This is a genomic window from Sphingobium sp. TCM1 (genome assembly GCF_001650725.1).
In the GTDB taxonomy this organism is placed as follows: Bacteria; Pseudomonadota; Alphaproteobacteria; order Sphingomonadales; family Sphingomonadaceae; genus Sphingobium.
This window is the reverse complement of sequence record NZ_LXVX01000011.1, coordinates 179,944-197,879: the sequence shown is the minus strand read 5'-3', so window position 1 is coordinate 197,879 and position 17,936 is coordinate 179,944. Positions and strand designations below refer to the sequence as shown.

Here is a 17,936-nt window from a genome sequence, read left to right as displayed (position 1 = left end):
AGGATGACCGATATCAGGCGTCAACTGGACGAGGCGTCCATGGGACGATTGCAGATTGCCGGGATCATCCTGTGCGTGCTGCTCAACGCGCTCGACGGGTTCGACGTGCTGGCGATCAGCTTCGCATCGCCAGGCATCGCCGCCGAATGGGGAATCGATCGCGCCGCGCTGGGCCTCGTCCTCTCGATGGAGCTGATCGGCATGGCGGTGGGATCGGTCCTGCTCGGCAATCTCGCCGATCGCATCGGACGCCGCCCGACCATCCTGGGCTGCCTGGTCGTGATGGCAGTCGGCATGGGCGCTGCGACACAGTCGTGGAACGTCCTGTCCCTATCCGTTGTGCGCCTTGTCACGGGGCTGGGCATCGGTGGGATGCTGGCCTGCACCAATGCGATGGTCGCGGAACTGGCGAACGCCCGCGCCCGCAGCCTGGCCGTCGCGATTATGGCGGCCGGCTACCCGGTCGGAGCGATCCTGGGCGGTTCGGTCGCCTCGCAACTTCTGGTCGCGGGAGGGTGGCGGGACATCTTCCTGTTCGGCAGCCTCGTGACCGCGCTCTTCCTGCCGGTCGCGCTCATGCTGTTGCCCGAATCGATCGGCTTCCTGCTGCAAAAGCGACCGACCGATGCTCTGGCGCGGATCAACCGCCTGCTCGACCGCATGGGCCATGCCCGCGCCGAAACCCTGCCGCCCGTCGACCATGCCGCGCCCAAACCATCCTTCGCGGCGCTGTTCGCGCCAGGCCTGGCGAGGACGACCATCCTGCTGACGCTGGCCTATTTCTGCCACATCATGACCTTCTATTTCATCCTGAAATGGATCCCCAAGATCGTGGTGGACATGGGTTATGCCCCTTCGGCCGCAGGCGGCGTGCTGGTCTGGGCCAATGTCGGCGGGCTGCTGGGTTCGCTGTTGCTGAGCGCCCTGAGCTGGCGCCTGCCGGTACGCGGGCTCGTGCTCGTCGCCATGATGGGATCCACCATCATGGTGACGGTCTTCGGTCAGACCCAGACGACGCTGGCGGGCCTCAGCTTCGTTGCCGGCGCTGGCGGCTTCTGCACCAATGCCGCAGTGGTCGGCCTCTATGCGCTCGTGGCCCAATCCTTCCCCACCTCCGTCCGGGCGGGCGGCACGGGTATCGTCATCGGCGTCGGGCGGGGCGGCGCAGCGCTCGGGCCAATCCTGGCCGGATTCCTCTTCGCAATGGACTATGGCCTGCCGCTGGTCGCATTCGTCATGGCGCTCGGGTCGCTGGCGGGCGCGCTGCTGCTGGCCATGCTGCGGCCACGCACTGCCTGACGCGGCGCGGCGTCGGGGGCTGGAGCGGGGGCCCGCCAGATCATGCGGCCTCCGCGCCATCCAGCCCATAGAAGGCTCGAGCGGCGCCCGAGAACAGCGAGACCCTCGCCGTTTCATCCAGATCGCCTGCCAGCCGCACCATATCATCGACCCAGTCGACATAGCTGTCGCCCATGTGCAGGAGCACCGGCCAGTCGCTGCCCCACATGGCGCGGGCCCCGAAGCATGTCAGGATATGCTCGACATAGGGAGCCAGCGCATCCGCCGCCTGCCCCAGAGCCTGCTCGGTGCGCAGTCCCGACAGCTTGCACCAGATATTGGGATAGCCAGCGAGCCGGGCCAGTTGGTCCCGCCACGGGTCGAGGATCATGGCCGCCGCCCGCGGCTTGGCGCCATGATCGATGACGATGGGCAATTGGGGCCAGCGTTCGGCGAAGCGAGCCATGGCAGGCAGATGGCGTGGCTGGATCAGGGCGTCGAACCGCAAGCCGTGCCGCAGCATAGCCTCGATCGCGGGCGTCAGATCATCGCGCAACATCCATGCGCTGTCGGCAATTTCCTGAAGCATCGGCCGAAGGCCGACCAGTTTGGGATGCGCGGCGAGCCGGGCGATCCGCGCCGGAGCCGCCACGTCGTCCAGCGCGACCCAGCCCACCACGCCCATCACGAGCGGATCATCGGCCGCCAGGTCCAGCATCCAGTCAGTGTCGCGGTCGTCCGGCTGGGACTGAACCAAAATGCTGCCGATCATGTCGATCTCCGCCGTCGCACGAAAGAGGTCGTCGGGCAGGAAGTCGCGATGGAGCAGGGGCCAATCCGCATCCGGCCACGTCTGGCCAGGCCCGCCTATGCGCCAGAAATGCTGGTGCGAATCGAGGATTTGCGGTCTCTTCATGCCATCATCCCCACCCGGGCTTCTTCTCCATCCCTGCAAACCCGATCGATTGCGTGCAAGATCGGCGACGGCGTTCGATAGCATTGGCGCGGGCCGGGGTAAAAGGTCCGCACGCTCGACATTGTTGGCCCGTCCGATCCCCCCTATGGTCGAACGATGTCGACGGCCTCCGTTCCCAGCTTCTACCTCTATGGCGAACCCCAGCGCAGCGTCGCGGAAGGTTTCGTGCATGTCGAAAGCCTGGACGACCGGTCCCGGCCGAGCGAATGGACCATAAGGCCGCATATCCATCGCGACCTCAACCACATCATCCTCATCGCCGAGGGCGGAGGCGCGATGCAGGCGGAGGCCATGCGCGTCAGCTTCGAGGCGCCCTGCCTGCTATTGATCCCGACCGGCGTCGTCCATGGCTTCACCTGGTACCGGGAATCGCGCGGTTATGTCACGACCATCGCCGATACCTATCTGCGCGACCTTGTGGCGCGCGATCCCGACCTGACCCCGCTATTCACCCACGCCCATGCCGTCACCCTGCCCCAGGAGGAAGGTCCGGATGCCGAGGCGATCATCGCCCGAATGGCGAAAGAGCTTGGCTGGTCGGGGCCAGGCCAGCGTTCCGCGGTGGAATCCACTCTGCTCCTGCTGATGGTGCTGGCTGTCCGCCACGCGACCCTTGCCAGAAGCACGCAACCGGGCACCGCGCGCCAGGCCGCGCTGGTCGCACGCCTGCGCGAACGGATCGAACAGCGCTTCCGGCAGCGTGAGGCGATCCCGGTTTATGCGAAGGCGCTGGGGACCAGCCTGACCGCACTACGCCAGGCCTGTGCCCGCGTCGCCAATTGTTCGCCTGCCCAGATGCTGGACGACAGGGCGTTGCTGGAAGCACGACGCCTGCTCCTTTACTCCCAATTGTCGGTGACGGAGATCGCCTATGCCGTAGGCTTCGAGGATTCGGCCTATTTCTCCCGCTTCTTCACCCGCCACATCGGCCGCTCGCCGCGCGCCTATCGCATGGAGCGGCAGACGAGATCGTCCTGACCGTCGACGCGCCAGGCCGGATCACCCCATCAGGCTCTCCAGATGATGGAGCATGGCGGCGCTGACCAGGACGCCATCGCGCAGCGCCTTTTCCCGCGCGGCGAAGCGACGATCGCCGGGCATACGGTCCTGCCCTGCCGCACGCAGCGTAGCTACCAGATGCTCGACGCGGGCGGCGAAACCTGCCGCGGGGCCAGCACGCGCCGGATCGATCAGGATCAGACACTCGCCGGTGCAGGGCGTCTGCGCGCCGGGGTGCGCCGACCAGTCGACCTCGTGCGAGTAGAGACCCCCGGTGAGCGCACCCGCCATGATCTCGATCATCATCGCGATCGCGGCGCCCTTGTGCCCGCCGAAAGGCAGCAGCGCGCCGCCGTCCAGAACCGCGCGTGGATCACGGGTCGGCTGGCCCGCCGCATCCACGCCCGCGCCGGGCGGCAGTTCATGCCCGTCGCGCGCGGCGATCTGCACATCGCCATGCGCGAGGACACTGACCGCCTGGTCGAACACAAGGATGCGCCCACCTTCGCGCGGCGCGGCGAAGGCAAGCGGATTGGTGCCATAGACCGGACGCCGGGCGCCGGGCGGCACCACCACGGCCATGCTGTCCACCATGGCGATCGCCACCAGGCCCGCCTCCGCGAAAGGCTCGACATCGGGCCAGAGCGCCGCGAAATGATGCGAACGGCGGATCGCCACGACGCAGGCGCCGGTCTTTCGCGCCATCGCCATCGCCAGCGGCGCCGCCGCGGCCAGTGCGGGCTGGGCGAATCCATTGGCGGCATCGACCCGCAGGAAAGACGCGCCGGCATCCTCGACAACTGGCGTTGCCCGCCCGTCAACCCAACCGCTCCGCAGGGTCGCGACATAGCCCGCCATCCGAAAGAGGCCATGACTCATGGCAGCGTCGCGCTCCGCGCCCGCGCAGTTGCGGGCGAGACTATCCGCCACCAGCGGCGACGTGCCGTTCGCCAGGAAGATGCGACGCAGCAACGCCACCAGCGCTTCGAAATCCATGTGCGTCATGCCACTACCCTCCCCCGCTTCGGCCGGCGAGGCAACGCCCTGCCTGCATGAAGCCATACGCCATTTGCCCCATTGCCGCCCCTTCGGCGCCGTACAGACTGGTCGCCATGCCCACCGATCCGCTCGATCTCGACGACCTTCGCCGCCTCTATGCCGGGAGCGGCGGGGCGGACATTCATGATCCTCATTTTCGCGAAGTCGCCGGGTTGCAGTTCAAGAACGGCGACAAACGGCGTTGGCCCTTCGCGCAACCTTCCACGCTGCTCGACGCGCCCTATATCGCGGACGGACTGACGGCCCTGACGCTGGATGCGCTGGATGTCGCGCTGATCGGCGTGCCCATGGACCTGGGCGTAACGAACCGGCCGGGGGCACGTTACGGTCCTCGCGCGGTCCGCGCGGTGGATCGGATCGGTCCCTACGAACATGCGCTGCGGGTCGCGCCGATGAACCAGCTCAAGGTCGCGGACGTGGGCGACGTGCCGATGCAGAGCCGCTATGATCTGGCGCTCTGCCATGCCGATATCGAAGGTTGTTATGCCATGATCGGCGAGACCCGCGCGATTCCGCTGTCGGTCGGCGGCGACCATTCGATCACCGGGTCGATCATGAAGGGACTGGCCCGCGCCAAGGGGCCGATGGGGATGGTGCATTTCGACGCCCATTGCGACACCGGCGGCATCTACGAAGGCTCCAAATTCCATCATGGCGCACCCTTCCGCGAGGCCGTTCTGGCGGGTGTACTGGACCCGAGGCGCTCCATCCAGATCGGCATTCGCGGCGGCGCGGAATATCTGTGGGAATTTTCCTACGCATCCGGGATGACGGTCATCCACGCAGAGGACTGCGCGGCGATGGGCATGGACGCGGTGATCGCGAAGGCGCTGGAGGTTGTGGGCGACGGACCGACCTATGTCACTTTCGATGTCGATGGGCTCGACCCCGTCTATGCGCCGGGAACGGGCACGCCCGAAGTCGGCGGCCTGTCCACGCGCGAGGCGCTGCATCTGCTGCGGGGGCTTGCCGGCATCGACATCATAGGCGGCGACGTAGTGGAAGTCGCGCCCGAATATGATCCCGGCACGGTGACGGCGCAGGCGGCCGCGCAGATGCTGTTCCAGTTGCTCTGTCTGGTGCAGTTGCGGCGATGAGCGAGGGCAGTGCGCCCGCCGGACCAGCGCTGCGGCGCGGCGTGACCGGCCCCGGCTTCTTCGCGCTGGCTTTCGGCACGATCGTCGGGTCGGCCTGGATGGTGCTGATGGGCGAATGGGTCAGCCCGGCCGGTCCGGGAGGCGCGGTACTCGCGTTCCTTGGCATGACCTTGCTGATGGTGCCGGTCGCCGCGGCCTATGCCGAACTGGTCGCGCGCGTACCCCGCGCGGGGGCAGAGTTCGTTTTCGTGGAAAAGGCCTTTGGTCCCTGGCCCGGATTCATCACCGGATGGTTCCTGACCCTCTATTTCGTCGGCATCTGCGCCTTCGAGGGGCTGGCGCTGTCCTGGTTCCTCGAAAATCTCCTGCCCTCGGTCGCCGGACAGCCGCCGCTCTACACATTGCTGGGCAAGCCGATCACCATCCTCGACCTCGCCATAGGACTGGCCGGGGCGGCCGTGATGACGGTCCTCAACGCGGCCGGGGCAACGATCGCGGTGGGTTTCCAGAAGGTAGTGACGTTCAGCTTTCTCGCCGCATCCGCCATGCTTGTCCTTCTGGGTTTCGCGCAGGGTGATCCGGCCAATTGGCGTCCCCTGTTCGAATCGGCGCAGGATCGGAGCTTCATCGGCGGCATGTTCGTCATGCTGGGTGTCGCGGGCATGTGGCTGTCGGGCTTCCAGACCGCGGCCTCGGCGGTAGAGGAACGTGCCCCCGGCACAAGTTTCCGCACCGTCGCCAAGGCCATGACGCTGGCAGTGCTGATGGCCGCCCTCTTCTACAGCCTCATCATTCTCGCTTCCACCTCACTGCTCCCCTGGCGCGCACTTACGACCGGCGCGCTGCCCGTCGCGGCCGCCTTCGATCAGGCGCTGGCCGGCGGCATCGCAACCAAGGGCATCCTGCTGGTCGCGATGGCATCCCTGCTGAAGACCTGGAACGCCATGCACCTGTCCGCAACGCGCGTCATCCTGGCGCAGGCGCGCGCGGGCTTCCTCCCCTCCATGCTGGCGCATGTCGATGCCAGAAGCGGGGCGCCGCGCCGCGCGGCGTTGCTGGTCGGCGGATGGACCTGCGTCGGGGTGCTGGCCGGGCGCGGCGCCATCAGCCCGATCATCGCGATGGGCACCATCTGCACGACCGCCATTGCCGCGGTCGCGCTGCTGGTGCTGATGCGCCTGCGGGCGATGAACGAGGGCGGAAGCGCGCCCGCCTATGTCCTGCCGGGTGGCCGGCCCCTCCTGCTGTCGATCACGCTGGGCGCGACGATCGTCGCGATCGCCGCCGTCGTCGCGCCCTTTGGAGTGGCTGCGGGCGTCCCGGTGGAAATCTGGCTGATGCTTGGCTGGGCGCTACTGGGTGCGATGCTCGTTTCGCTGCGTCGGCTCTGGGCCGCGATGGTTCTGACCCGCATCGACCGGCAAGGCATGTCGCGCGCCTGATCGCCATATCACGCCCCTTCGCGGGCCGAGAGCGTATCGGGAAACCATCGCCGCCCGAACCAGAAGGCTGCGCTCACCAACAGGACGAGCACGGGGACTTCGACCAGCGGGCCGATGACGGCGGCAAAGGCGACCGGTGAGGCAAGGCCAAAAGACGCGATGGCCACGGCGATCGCAAGTTCGAAATTATTGCCCGCAGCGGTGAAGGCGACCGCGGTCGTGCGTGGATAGTCGCTGGCAATCAGCTTGCCCATGACGAAGCTGATCGTGAACTGGACAACGAAGTAGACAGCAAGTGGGATAGCGATGCGGATGGCGTCCACCGGCAGGGTAACGATGTCCCGGCCCTTCAGGCTGAACATGGCGAGAATGGTGAAGAGCAGGGCGACCAGCGTGATCGGCCCGATCCGGGGCAGGAACACCCCCTCATACCAGTCCTGGCCCTTGGCGGCGGCGAGCCATGTCCGGGTCAGATAGCCGGCAAGAAAGGGGATGCCGAGATAGATGCCGACCGCTTCGGCGATGGTCCGGAAGCTGACGTCAATGACGCTGCCCTCCAAGCCGAGCAGCGGCGGCAGGAAGGCGAGGAAGAACCAGGCATAGGCGCTGAAGAACAGGATCTGGAAGAGGGAATTGAAGGCCACCAGCGCCGCGACATATTGATTGTCGCCGCGCGCCAGCTGGTTCCAGACGATCACCATGGCGATGCAGCGGGCGAGGCCGATGAGGATGAGGCCGGTCATATATTCCGGCTCGTCGCGCAGGAAGATCACGGCGAGTGCGAACATCAGCACCGGGCCGATGATCCAGTTCTGGATCAGCGAGATCGCAAGCACCCGCCGGTCTTCGAACACGCGGGGCAATTCCTCATAGCGGACCCGCGCGAGGGGCGGATACATCATCAGGATGAGGCCGATGGCGATCGGGATATTGGTGGCACCCCAGGACAGGCTGTCGATCGCCGCAGGCAATCCTTCCACCGTCGTGCCGAGGACGACCCCCAATGCCATGGCCAGGAAGATCCACAGGGTCAGATATCTGTCCAGAAAGGACAGGCGCGGCCGTGGGCAAGGGGTCATTCGGGTTCCTCGGGAGGGGGAGCCGCATCGCCGGCACCCAGCGGAATCTGCATATAGACGGTGTCGAGCCAGCGACCGAACTTGCGTCCCACCGAGCGCATCCGGCCCCTATGCTGGAAGCCGAGGCTGGCGTGAAGGGCGACCGACGCGGGTTCGCCGCCCCCGATTACGGCTATCATCTGGCGGAAGCCGGCAGCCTCCGCCCGCGCCAGAAGGGCCGCGAGCAGCGTCTTGCCGACGCCTTGGCCGAGATGGCGGGGATCGACATAGATCGAATTCTCGCAGGTCGAGGCATAAGCGGGACGATCGCGAAACTGGGTCGCATAGGCATAGCCGACCACCTCGCCGTCCGCTGCCGCGACAAGGAAGGGCCATCCGCGCGCCACACAGTCCCGGACCCTTGCCTCGGTCTCGGCCGGGGATCGTGGCACCGTATCGAAGCTCGCTGTGCCATGCCGGACGTGATGGGCATAGATGGCGGCAATGGCGGGCGCATCGGCATGTGTCGCCGGACGAACCATGACCGTCGGTCGAACATCCGCCATTATGCGGCCACCATCGGTGCCGATCACCCGTTCGCCATCTTCCTTGGCGAAAGCGACGCGTTGCGCCGCCGGGATCAGCGCCAACACCGCTTCGGACGGGCGGCAGAGCCGCACGCCCAGCGGCGAAACGACCAGCGGCCGGTTGATGAGGATGGGATGGGCCATCATCGCATCGACCAAGGCCTGGTCCGACAGGCTTTCATCGGCGAGGCCCAATTCGGCATAGGGCGTCCCCTTCTCGCGCAGCAGCGCACGGGTGGTCATGCCGGACCGGGCGATCAGGTCTTCGAGCATCGCACGCGACGGCGGCGTCTTGAGATATTCGACGACATGCGGCTCGATCCCCGCATTGCGGATCATCGCGAGCGCGTTGCGCGACGTGCCGCATTCCGGATTATGATAGATGATGAGGTCGGCCGTCATGCACCGGCCTCCGCCGCGACGCCGCAGGCCGCAGTCGTCAGAAGATCGGCACAGGCGCGCGGATCACCCTGACAGCAATCGGCGGTGAGGAAGGCGAGAAGCGCCTGCATCCCGGAATAATCGGCGGCATAATGGATGAGCCGGCTTGTGCGCCGGGAGGTGACGAGCCCGGCCTGCTCCAGCTTCGCCAGATGATGAGACATGGTGGAGGGGGGGACGTCCATCGCCTCCGCCAGAGCGCCGGCGATCATGCCATCGGGACCGGCTTGCATCAGCAGGCGGAACACCGACAGCCGCGTATGCTGCGCGAGTGCGCCGAGCGCCCCGACAGCCCTGTCCTGATCCATATCGCACCTCACGATTCGATGATTGCGGAAATATCGTAATATAGGCGCGCAGTCCATCCTGTTTCGGTGAAGCGGGCAATGGCCAAGCGCCCGCCATGATCGAATGGACTACTGGTCCGGCTGGTTTCATGCTAAGGAAACCGACCATCGACCCGCTCTGGATTGGGAGATGGCGATGACGAACATCCTTCATTCGGTGGCGCTCACGGCTGGAGCCGGCCTGTTGATGAGCGTGAATGCGACACCGGGAGCAAGCTATTCACCCGCAGTCATGGCGTCGCTCGATCCGACCCGGCTGGTCCGCACGCTTTGCGGCGGAAAGACCGCCGGTATTTCAATGCGTTCGAGGATCGCGCTGGCCGCCACTGTGGTGTCGGCCACGCCGGAAGGGCGTGCGCCGCTCTATGAGGAACTGGGAACGGTCCGGTTCCCGATCACGACCGCCAATCCCCTCGCCCAGCGATACTTCGATCAGGGACTCGCACTCGCCTACGGCTTCAACCATGCCGGGGCGATCGCGTCCTTCCGTGAAGCGCAGCGGCTCGACCCCGACTGCGCGATGTGCTTCTGGGGCGAGGCGCTGGCGCACGGTCCGAACATCAATGCGCCGATGGACCCCGCCGCCAACGCGCGGGCGGTGGGCCTCGCGCGCTATGCCGACTGGCTCGCACGCAAGGCCACTCCCGCCGAGCAGGCTCTAACCGCGGCAATGACGACACGCTATTCGGCCGAGCCGAACGCGGACCGACCGGCGCTGGACGCCGCCTATGCCGACGAGATGCTCGCTGCGGCGGCTGCCCATCCCACCCATGACGATGTCGGCCTGCTGGCCGCCGAAGCCGCGATGGACACGCGGCCCTGGGATTATTGGCTGGCGGACCGCCGGACGCCCCAACCCCGACTGGGCGATGCAATCGCGCTGGTAGAAACCGTGCTGGCCCGCAATCCCGACCATCCCCAGGCGGCCCATCTTTATATCCACCTGATGGAGAACGGCCCCGACCCGAAGCGGGCGGAAGCGGCCGCGGACCGGCTCTCCAAGCCGCTGGCGCCCCGCGCCGGGCACCTGGTCCATATGCCGGCGCATATCTACTACCGACTGGGTCGCTGGCAGGATTCGATCCGGGTCAATATCGCGGCGGCACGCGCGGACGAGGCGTGGATCCGCTCAAGCGGCGACACCGGACTGGTGCGCTACGGCTATTATCCGCACAATGTCCATTTCATCGTCACGTCGGCGCAAATGGCCGGGGACATGGGCACCGCGCTGCGGGAAGCGGGCAAGCTGAACCAGATCCTCAGTCCGGCCATCAGCGGCAAGATCGCCTGGATACAGGCGATCCATGCGTCGCCCTATTTCGCGGCGGCGCAATTCGCCACGCCCGAACAGATATTGGGGATGCGCCCGCCCGATGCGCGGCTGCCCTATGCCGTGGCGATGCGTCATTATGCCAGAGCCGTCGCGCGCGCGCGGCAACGCGACAAGGCGGGTTTCGAGCAGGAACTGACCGCGCTGCGCGCGGTGCGCGACGGCGACGCCGTCCTGCCGATGATCGCGCAGGGCGTGCCGGCCCGCGACCTGATGCAACTGGCCGAGACCGTCGCGCGCGCCCGGTGGGCCTATGCCAATGGGGAATATCGGCAGGCGGAAAATCTCTACCGCGAGGCGATCGCGACCGAAGAGAAGATACCCTATATGGAGCCGCCCTTCTGGTATTATCCCGTTCACCAGTCGCTAGGCGCGGCATTGTACCGGCAACGCCGATATGACGAAGCGGCGCAGGCATTCAACACCGCGCTGATGCAATCGCCGAACAATGGGTGGGCGCTTTACGGCGTCGCTGCCTCGCAACGGTCGCTGGGGCGCAAGGCGCACGCCGAAGCGGCCGACGGCGCGCTGAAGCGCGCGTGGGTGGGCGATCCCGACTGGCTGAAGATGGACCGGCTGTAGGCGCACGCGAAACCGGTTATTGGGGTGTCTGGTGAAGAGACCGCCCGGTCCGTGCGGCTCGACATGCCGCCGCTATTCCGCGTCGGGCTGATTCTGCGGTGCGGCTTTGGTGAAGGCATCCAGCGCCAGACAGGCCTGCTCCACCGCCGCCAGACGCGGCCAGCACAGTGTGACGCCGAAACGCCTGGCATTGACCAGTTGCGGGACGAGAAAGATGTCAGCCAATGTCACCTGATCGCCGAAGCAGAACGGCCCTTCCTCCCCCGCGATCAACCGATCAAAGGCATCCAGCCCTTCGTCGATCACCTGGGCGGCCCACGCCTTCACCTGCCCCTCCGCAAGGCCCAAGCCGCGCAGCCGGTCGAGTATCCTAAGGTTCTGCACCGGGTGGATGTCGCAGGCGATGATCTGCGCCGCCGCCCGGACCTTCGCCCGGCGCATCGGTTCGTCGGGCAACAGCCTGTGTCCGGCGACCGTCTCATCCAGATATTCGCAGATGGCGAGGCTCTGGATCAGCACCGCCCCGTCCATCTCCAGCGTCGGCACCAGTCCCTGCGGATTGAGCGCCAGATAGTCCGACGCCCGCTGCTCGCCCTTGCGCAGATGGTGAAAGGCGTCGGCATAGGCGACGCCTTTCAGGTTGAGGGCGATCCGCACCCGGTAGGATGCGGTCGAGCGGAAATAGCCGTGAAGGACGGGCTCAGTCATCGGCTTTTGGCCCATGTGCCTGCCGCTCCGACAATGTGGTCACGCATTCGACTCCTTCCAGGGGTAACGTCGCGCGCTCAACCGACCGTGCTCCGGCGCACCACCAGCCGCGCCGGGAGCATGGTCGGCGGCAAGGGCCGATCCTCGACCTGCGCCAGCACCGTGTCGACCAGCAATTCGCCCGCGCCCTTCATGTCCTGCATGATGGTGGTGAGCGGCGGGCTGGTCAGGCTGGCGGCGGGGATGTCGTCGAAGCCGACGATGGCTACGTCCTGCGGCACCGCCAGCCCCGCTTCGGCCAGCGCGCGCATCGCGCCGATGGCGATCAGATCGCTGGCCGCGAAGATGGCGTCGAACGTCGCGCCGCGCGCGATCAGCGTCCGGGCGGCGGCATGGCCGGCATCCTCGGCGGTCAGCGCGTCGACCTGCAACGCCCGGTCCGGGGCGATGCCCTGCTCCGCCATGGCGTCACACAGGCCCCGATAACGATCGGCAAATTCAGGATAATGTTCGTCGGCATGACCGAGAAAGGCAATCCGCCGCCGGCCCTGCCCCAGCAGATGCCCGCCCGCCAGCCGCCCCGCGCCCACATTGTCCGATCCCACCGTCGCCCCGATATTGCGATCGTCCACCGACCCCCAGCGCACGAAATGCGTGCCGTGGCCGACGAGCTGCTCCAGCCGCTGCTTGTAGAGCGTGTAATCGCCGTAGCCGAGCAGGATCAATCCGTCGGCGCGGTGGCTGTCCTGGTAGCGGACATGCCAGTCATCCTCCATTTTCTGGAAGGAGATCAGCAGGTCCAGCCCGCGCGCGGCGCATTGCCGGGTGATCGATCCCAGCATCGAGAGGAAGAAGGGATTGATATTGGATTCGTCGGGGGTCGGATCCTCGAAGAAGAGCAGCGCGATGGTGTTCGAGCGCTGCGACCGGAGCGAGGACGCATTCTTGTCGACCGAATAGTTGAGTTCGCGTGCGATCGCCTCGATCCGCTCGCGCGTGGCGAGGCTTACCGACCGGGAACCGCGCAGCGCACGGCTGACGGTGGGCTGCGACACGCCCGCCAGATAGGCGATGTCGAAGCTGGTCGGCTTGCTGCTCGGCTGGCGGCCCATCTGTGTCTCCCGCGCGATGCCCTGCGCCCCGCCATGGTAGAAGCCTGCGGAAAACAAGGCAATCGCGTCCTTTCGGGCAGACGGCGTCGTGGCATCCCGGCCACAGTCGGCGCTGTCGAAGCGCGGGCGCATATTATGCGTATACGTATGCCATATGGCCTGGCGGGCCGGACGGGGCGTAAGACGGCGCCACCGCGGGGAAGTGGCGCTGCACGGCCATGCTCGCGGAACGCAAGGGTTTCCGCGCCGGCGATAAGGGTCCGTCCGGTGTCACAGGGGAGAGGATTAAGTGGCCAACCAGTTCGACCGCGCTCATTTGCTGGGCGCTTCCATCTTTGCGATCGTCGCGGCGACCGGGGCGGCTCCCGCCTTCGCCCAGGAGACGGCGCCAGCCGCAACACCGCAGGCCGAAACCGCGCCCCAGGATGATCCCAACAGCACCATCGTCGTCACCGGCTTCCGCGCGGCGCTGGAAAGCGCGGTCAACGTCAAGAAGAACGCGCAGACGATCGTCGAATCCGTGTCGGCCGAGGATATCGGCAAGCTGCCGGACGCATCGATCGGCGAATCCATCGCCCGCCTGCCCGGCCTGACGTCGCAGCGCCTGTTCGGTCGCGCCAACTCGATCGCGATCCGCGGCGCCAGCGCGGACCTGTCCTCCACCACGCTGAACGGTCGTCCCCAGACATCGACCGGCGAACAGCGCAATGTGGAGTTCGACCAGTATCCCGCCGAAGTCGTGAGCCGCGTCGACGTCTACAAGACGCCGCAGGCGAACCTCATTCACCAGGGTCTGGTCGGCACCGTCGACATCCGCACGATCCGCCCGCTCGATTATGGCAAGCGGCTGATCGCCGTCGGTGCGCGTGGCGTCTATGCGGACCTGGGCAAAGTCAATGCCGACAGCAAGGACAAGGGCTATCGCCTGACCGGCACCTATGTCGACCAGTTCGCTGGCGACCGGATCGGCGTCGCCCTGTCCGTCGCCTATAGCGACGAACCCTATCAGTCCAAGGAGTTCGAAGCCTGGGGCTATGCCGACACCGCCGACGGCAACAAGGTGATCGGGGGCATCAAGCCGTTCGGCGTGTCGACCCAGCTCAAGCGCCTGGGCATCCAGGGCGCCGTGCAGGTGCAGGCGACTGATACGCTGATGCTGACCTTCGACGGTTTCTACGGCGACTTCACGGACAAGCAGATCAAGCGCGGCGTAGAATTCCCGCTCTACTGGAGCGGCGCGAGCCTGGTGCCGGGCAGCACCGCGCTCGACGGCAATTTCATCAAGAGCGGCACCTTCACCAATGTCGAGGCCGTGGTGAACAACCATGGCTATGAGCGCACGTCGACCATCTTCTCAGGCGGCTTCAATGCCAAATATACTGGCGATGACGGCTGGTCGGCCAGCTTCGACTTCGGCTATTCGCGCACCGACCGCAGCGAATTGTCGCTCGAATCCAATGCGGGCACCGGGGCGGGCGCGGGCAATGGCGCGACCGACACGCTCGATTTCGTCAGCGGCAGCAAGGGTACGCGCTTCACGTCGAGCCAGCTGGACTACAGCAACCCGGACCTGATGGTGCTGACCGATCCGCTCGGCTGGGGCGCAGGCGCGCCGCTCGGCCACCAGGAAGGCTATTATAACGACCGTATCATCGACGACGAACTCAAGAGCTACCAGCTGGAGTTCGGCAAGGAAGTCGACAGCGGCTTCCTGTCGAAGGTGACGGCGGGCCTGGGCTATACCGACCGAACCAAGTCCAAGACGCCGGAAGAATATTTCCTGAACCTGGCGAACGGCGCGACCTCGCTCGTCCTACCGCAGCAATATCGACTGAGCGCCACGGACCTGAGCTTCATCGGTGTCGGCCCGATCCTTTCCTATGATCCATTCCAGCTGCTGGCCGATGGCGTCTATGTGAAGACGCTCAATCCCAGCAAGGACGTGCCGGCCAAGGCCTATTCGGTGACGGAGCGCGTGATGTCCGCCTATCTGATGGCCGACATCAAAGCGGCCGTCGGATCGGCCGAACTGACCGGCAATGTCGGCGTGCTCGCCCAGAATACCGAGCAGAAGTCGCGCGGCTTCGTGAACCTGGCCGCGGCCGACCTGGTGCCGACCACGCGCGGCGCCAATTACTGGGACGTGCTGCCCAGCATGAACCTGTCGCTGCGTTTCCCGACCGACTTCGTCATCCGCCTGTCGGGCGCGCGCGAGATCCAGCGCCCGCGTTTCGAGGATATGAAGGTGAGCCTCGACTATGGCTATAACACGGCCAGCGGGGTCATCACCGGCACCGGCGGCAGCCCGACGCTTCGTCCCTATCGCGCCTGGGCAGCGGACCTCAATTTCGAAAAATATTTCGGGACCAAGGGCTATCTGGGCCTCCAGTTCTTCTACAAGAAGCTGGAAAGCTACGTCTATCGCGAAACCGTGCCCTATGACTATACCGGCTTGCCCGTCACCCTGCCGCCCGGCGTGACCAACATGGTCGGCACCATCACCCGGCCGGTAAACGGCCAGGGCGGCAAGCTCTACGGCTTCGAGGTCGCCGGCACCGTTCCGTTCGACGTCATCACGCCGGCGCTGGAAGGCTTCGGCCTGACGGGCGGCGCGGGCTATACCAAGACCAGCATCAAGCCGGGCGTCGGTGCATCGGCGGAAGACCTGCCCGACTATTCGCGCTGGGTCGCCAACGGGACGCTCTTCTTCGAGAAATGGGGCTTCTCGGCGCGCGGATCGGTCCGCTACCGTTCCGCTTTCGTCGGCCAGTTCGTCGGCTTCGGGGGCGAGCGCGAGCTGCGCCGGGCCTTGGCGGAAACGATCGTCGACGCCCAGATCGGCTATGATTTCCAGAAGGGCAGCGCGTTGGAAGGCCTGTCGGTCTTCCTCCAGGGCCAGAACCTGACCGACGAGCCGTTCGTGTCGGTGGACACCGGCGCGTCGATCCAGATCCGCAACTATCAAAGCTATGGCCGCCGCTTCATGGCGGGCTTCAACTACCGCTTCTGATGTGTAGACTGACCCGGCGGCCGCGCCGCCGCCGGGCCTTCACAGGTTCAAATCAAAGGGGATGCCCTATGGGTCGAACGGCCACGAAACTGCTCGTGACGGCCGCCGGGATCGGCGCGGCCCTGATGGGCGTCACGAGCGCGCAGGCGGACAGCTTGAGCGATCTGCGCGCGCGCACCCCGGAGCAGGAGATCGTCTATTTCGTCCTGCCAGATCGCTTCGCCAACGGCGATCCGAAGAATGACAAGGGCGGCCTCAAGGGCGGCCCGCTCCAGACCGGCTATGATCCCACATCACGCGCCTTCTATCATGGCGGCGACCTCCGGGGCCTGACGGCGAAGCTCGATTATGTCCAGGGGCTGGGCGCGACCGCGATCTGGCTGGCGCCGATCTTCAGGAACAAGCCGGTGCAAGGCGCCAAGGGCCAGGAAAGCGCGGGCTATCATGGCTATTGGGTGACGGACTTCACCACCGTCGATCCGCATTTCGGAACGGACAAGGACTTCAAGGCGCTGGTCGACGCCGCCCATGCGCGAGGCATGAAAGTCTATATGGACATCATCGCCAATCATACGGCGGATGTGATCCAATATGCCGAAAGCCCGACCAGCGCGGCGCCCTATCGCGGCAAGGGCGACTTTCCCTGGTCGCGCCGGGGCGGCGCGGCGGACAAGCCCATCAACACGGGGTTCGTCGGGGACCGCGATGGCAGCGCCGCCAACTGGAGCAAGCTCACCGACCCGTCCTTCGCCTATACGCCGATCGTGCCCAAGGGCGAGGCAAAGGTGAAAGTCCCCGCCTGGCTCAACGACCCTATCTATTATCATAATCGCGGCGATACCGACTGGAAGGGCGAGAGTTCGCAATATGGCGATTTCGTCGGTCTGGACGACCTTGCCACAGAAGACCCGCGCGTGGTCGAAGGCTTCATCGCCATCTACAAGGGCTGGATCGATCGGTTCGGCATCGACGGCTATCGCATCGACACCGCGCGCCATGTGAATCCCGAATTCTGGCGCGCCTTCATCCCCGCCATCCGAGCCCATGCGGCGAGCAAGGGAATCCCCAATTTCCATGTTTTCGGCGAGGTCGCGACCGGCGATTATGATCCCGCGCTGCTGGCAAGCTGGACCCGCAACGCGGCCTTCCCCGCCGTGCTGGATTTCGCCTTCATGCGCGCCGCCGTCGATGCGGCTAGCGGCAAGACCGGCACCGACATGCTTGCGCGCCTTGGCGAGGATGATGCGCTCTACGACGGCGGCAAGACGGCGGCGATGCAACTGCCCACCTTCCTCGGCAATCATGATGCCGGCCGTTTCGCCTTCTTCCTGCGTCAGGCGAAGCCCGGCATGAGCGCGCAGGAGGAACTGGCGCGCGCCCTGCTCGGCCATGCGATGCTGCTGACGCTACGGGGAGTTCCGACCATCTATTATGGCGACGAGCAGGGCTTTGCTGGCACCGGCAATGACCAGCAGGCACGGCAGGACATGTTCGCGTCGAAAGTCGCGGAATATAATGCGGACCGGCTGGTCGGCACGCAGGCGACCACGGCCGCTGACAATTTCAACGCCGACCACCCGCTCTATCGCGCGATCGCGGCACTGGCGAAGGTCCGCCGCGACACGCCCGCTTTGTCGCGCGGCGCGACGATCCTGCGCTCCGGTTCGGACAAGCCCGGCCTCTTCGCCGTCTCCCGCATCGATCCCGATACGGGGCGGGAGGTTCTGGTCGCTTTCAATACATCGGCCGCTCCGCTGTCGGGCAATGTCGCGGTCGATCCAGCCAGCGGCGGCTTTACGTCGCTGGCCGGCACCTGCCCGGCCGCTCCGCAAGCGCCGGGCAGCCTTGCCCTCTCCCTCCCCGCTTTCGGTTACGCCGTTTGCGCCGCCAACCCCTAACCGCCGGAACGC

Annotated in this window: 14 protein-coding genes and 1 pseudogene; 7 read left to right on the top strand and 8 right to left on the bottom strand. The window is 66.1% G+C overall.

Going from position 1 to position 17,936, the window contains the following annotated elements; all coding sequences use genetic code 11:
- The first annotated feature begins 3 nt into the window (after nucleotides 1–3).
- Nucleotides 4–1,299 (top strand): MFS transporter, encoded by a 1,296-nt coding sequence (locus tag A7Q26_RS08465; RefSeq protein ID WP_066858937.1) that lies wholly within the window; start codon nucleotides 4–6, stop codon nucleotides 1,297–1,299.
- Nucleotides 1,300–1,339: 40 nt separating this feature from the next.
- Here the strand turns inward: A7Q26_RS08465 and A7Q26_RS08460 are convergent, their stop codons facing one another.
- Nucleotides 1,340–2,194 carry an amidohydrolase family protein gene (locus A7Q26_RS08460; RefSeq protein WP_066858936.1) on the bottom strand — a complete coding sequence of 285 codons (855 nt, stop codon included), beginning with the start codon at nucleotides 2,192–2,194 and terminating at the stop codon, nucleotides 1,340–1,342.
- A gap of 156 nt (nucleotides 2,195–2,350) precedes the next feature.
- On the opposite strand from A7Q26_RS08460, the gene A7Q26_RS08455 reads away from it, so the two are divergent.
- The gene (locus A7Q26_RS08455) at nucleotides 2,351–3,232 is read left to right on the top strand and encodes a helix-turn-helix domain-containing protein (RefSeq protein WP_066858935.1); all 882 of its coding nucleotides are present in this window, start codon (nucleotides 2,351–2,353) and stop codon (nucleotides 3,230–3,232) included.
- 21 nt (nucleotides 3,233–3,253) lie between these two features.
- Here A7Q26_RS08455 and A7Q26_RS08450 read toward each other — a convergent pair whose 3' ends face one another.
- On the bottom strand, nucleotides 3,254–4,258 hold the full coding sequence (locus A7Q26_RS08450) for an Ldh family oxidoreductase (RefSeq protein WP_066858934.1): 1,005 nt from the start codon (nucleotides 4,256–4,258) through the stop codon (nucleotides 3,254–3,256).
- A gap of 107 nt (nucleotides 4,259–4,365) precedes the next feature.
- On the opposite strand from A7Q26_RS08450, the gene speB reads away from it, so the two are divergent.
- Nucleotides 4,366–5,409, top strand: coding sequence for an agmatinase (speB, locus tag A7Q26_RS08445; protein ID WP_066858933.1), 1,044 nt, complete (start codon nucleotides 4,366–4,368; stop codon nucleotides 5,407–5,409).
- A complete protein-coding gene (locus A7Q26_RS08440) occupies nucleotides 5,406–6,851 on the top strand; it encodes an APC family permease (RefSeq protein WP_066858932.1) in 1,446 nt (481 codons plus the stop codon). The genes speB and A7Q26_RS08440 overlap by 4 nt, the downstream gene beginning before the upstream one ends.
- A gap of 8 nt (nucleotides 6,852–6,859) precedes the next feature.
- Here A7Q26_RS08440 and arsB read toward each other — a convergent pair whose 3' ends face one another.
- The 4 genes and pseudogenes from arsB to A7Q26_RS08425 all read right to left on the bottom strand — a co-directional run bounded on the left by arsB (nucleotide 6,860) and on the right by A7Q26_RS08425 (nucleotide 9,245).
- Entirely contained in the window at nucleotides 6,860–7,930 is a 1,071-nt protein-coding gene (arsB, locus tag A7Q26_RS08435; RefSeq protein ID WP_066858931.1) for an ACR3 family arsenite efflux transporter, read from the bottom strand.
- On the bottom strand, nucleotides 7,927–8,475 hold the full coding sequence (locus A7Q26_RS24540; RefSeq protein ID WP_084439055.1) for a GNAT family N-acetyltransferase: 549 nt from the start codon (nucleotides 8,473–8,475) through the stop codon (nucleotides 7,927–7,929). The genes arsB and A7Q26_RS24540 overlap by 4 nt, the downstream gene beginning before the upstream one ends.
- Nucleotides 8,476–8,898, bottom strand: a pseudogene (gene arsC, locus A7Q26_RS08430) (arsenate reductase (glutaredoxin)); the annotation flags it as partial.
- Entirely contained in the window at nucleotides 8,895–9,245 is a 351-nt protein-coding gene (locus A7Q26_RS08425; RefSeq protein WP_066858930.1) for an ArsR/SmtB family transcription factor, read from the bottom strand. The pseudogene arsC and the gene A7Q26_RS08425, both read right to left, overlap by 4 nt.
- A gap of 175 nt (nucleotides 9,246–9,420) precedes the next feature.
- Here A7Q26_RS08425 and A7Q26_RS08420 point away from each other — a divergent pair, with 175 nt between their 5' ends.
- Nucleotides 9,421–11,196, top strand: coding sequence for a tetratricopeptide repeat protein (locus A7Q26_RS08420; protein ID WP_066859055.1), 1,776 nt, complete (start codon nucleotides 9,421–9,423; stop codon nucleotides 11,194–11,196).
- Between the two features lie 72 nt (nucleotides 11,197–11,268).
- Here A7Q26_RS08420 and maiA read toward each other — a convergent pair whose 3' ends face one another.
- Together maiA and A7Q26_RS08410 are read right to left on the bottom strand one after the other, a co-directional pair.
- On the bottom strand, nucleotides 11,269–11,904 hold the full coding sequence (maiA, locus tag A7Q26_RS08415; RefSeq protein ID WP_066859054.1) for a maleylacetoacetate isomerase: 636 nt from the start codon (nucleotides 11,902–11,904) through the stop codon (nucleotides 11,269–11,271).
- Nucleotides 11,905–11,981: 77 nt separating this feature from the next.
- A complete protein-coding gene (locus tag A7Q26_RS08410; RefSeq protein ID WP_066859053.1) occupies nucleotides 11,982–13,016 on the bottom strand; it encodes a LacI family DNA-binding transcriptional regulator in 1,035 nt (344 codons plus the stop codon).
- A 289-nt stretch (nucleotides 13,017–13,305) separates the two neighbouring features.
- On the opposite strand from A7Q26_RS08410, the gene A7Q26_RS08405 reads away from it, so the two are divergent.
- The gene (locus tag A7Q26_RS08405) at nucleotides 13,306–16,026 is read left to right on the top strand and encodes a TonB-dependent receptor (RefSeq protein ID WP_157102498.1); all 2,721 of its coding nucleotides are present in this window, start codon (nucleotides 13,306–13,308) and stop codon (nucleotides 16,024–16,026) included.
- A 68-nt stretch (nucleotides 16,027–16,094) separates the two neighbouring features.
- Complete coding sequence (locus A7Q26_RS08400) at nucleotides 16,095–17,924, top strand: alpha-amylase family glycosyl hydrolase (protein ID WP_066858929.1); 1,830 nt, start codon at nucleotides 16,095–16,097, stop codon at nucleotides 17,922–17,924.
- Nucleotides 17,925–17,936: the final 12 nt, after the last annotated feature.

Excerpts from the sequence above, each read along its gene's own strand:
- A7Q26_RS08465 (WP_066858937.1), top strand. The coding sequence starts at position 4 with ATGACCGATATCAGGCGTCAACTGGACGAGGCGTCCATGGGACGATTG.
- A7Q26_RS08460 (WP_066858936.1), bottom strand. The coding sequence starts at position 2,194 with ATGAAGAGACCGCAAATCCTCGATTCGCACCAGCATTTCTGGCGCATA.
- A7Q26_RS08455 (WP_066858935.1), top strand. The coding sequence starts at position 2,351 with ATGTCGACGGCCTCCGTTCCCAGCTTCTACCTCTATGGCGAACCCCAG.
- A7Q26_RS08450 (WP_066858934.1), bottom strand. The coding sequence starts at position 4,258 with ATGACGCACATGGATTTCGAAGCGCTGGTGGCGTTGCTGCGTCGCATC.
- speB (WP_066858933.1), top strand. The coding sequence starts at position 4,366 with ATGCCCACCGATCCGCTCGATCTCGACGACCTTCGCCGCCTCTATGCC.
- A7Q26_RS08440 (WP_066858932.1), top strand. The coding sequence starts at position 5,406 with ATGAGCGAGGGCAGTGCGCCCGCCGGACCAGCGCTGCGGCGCGGCGTG.
- arsB (WP_066858931.1), bottom strand. The coding sequence starts at position 7,930 with ATGACCCCTTGCCCACGGCCGCGCCTGTCCTTTCTGGACAGATATCTG.
- A7Q26_RS24540 (WP_084439055.1), bottom strand. The coding sequence starts at position 8,475 with ATGGCGGATGTTCGACCGACGGTCATGGTTCGTCCGGCGACACATGCC.
- A7Q26_RS08425 (WP_066858930.1), bottom strand. The coding sequence starts at position 9,245 with ATGGATCAGGACAGGGCTGTCGGGGCGCTCGGCGCACTCGCGCAGCAT.
- A7Q26_RS08420 (WP_066859055.1), top strand. The coding sequence starts at position 9,421 with ATGACGAACATCCTTCATTCGGTGGCGCTCACGGCTGGAGCCGGCCTG.
- maiA (WP_066859054.1), bottom strand. The coding sequence starts at position 11,904 with ATGACTGAGCCCGTCCTTCACGGCTATTTCCGCTCGACCGCATCCTAC.
- A7Q26_RS08410 (WP_066859053.1), bottom strand. The coding sequence starts at position 13,016 with ATGGGCCGCCAGCCGAGCAGCAAGCCGACCAGCTTCGACATCGCCTAT.
- A7Q26_RS08400 (WP_066858929.1), top strand. The coding sequence starts at position 16,095 with ATGGGTCGAACGGCCACGAAACTGCTCGTGACGGCCGCCGGGATCGGC.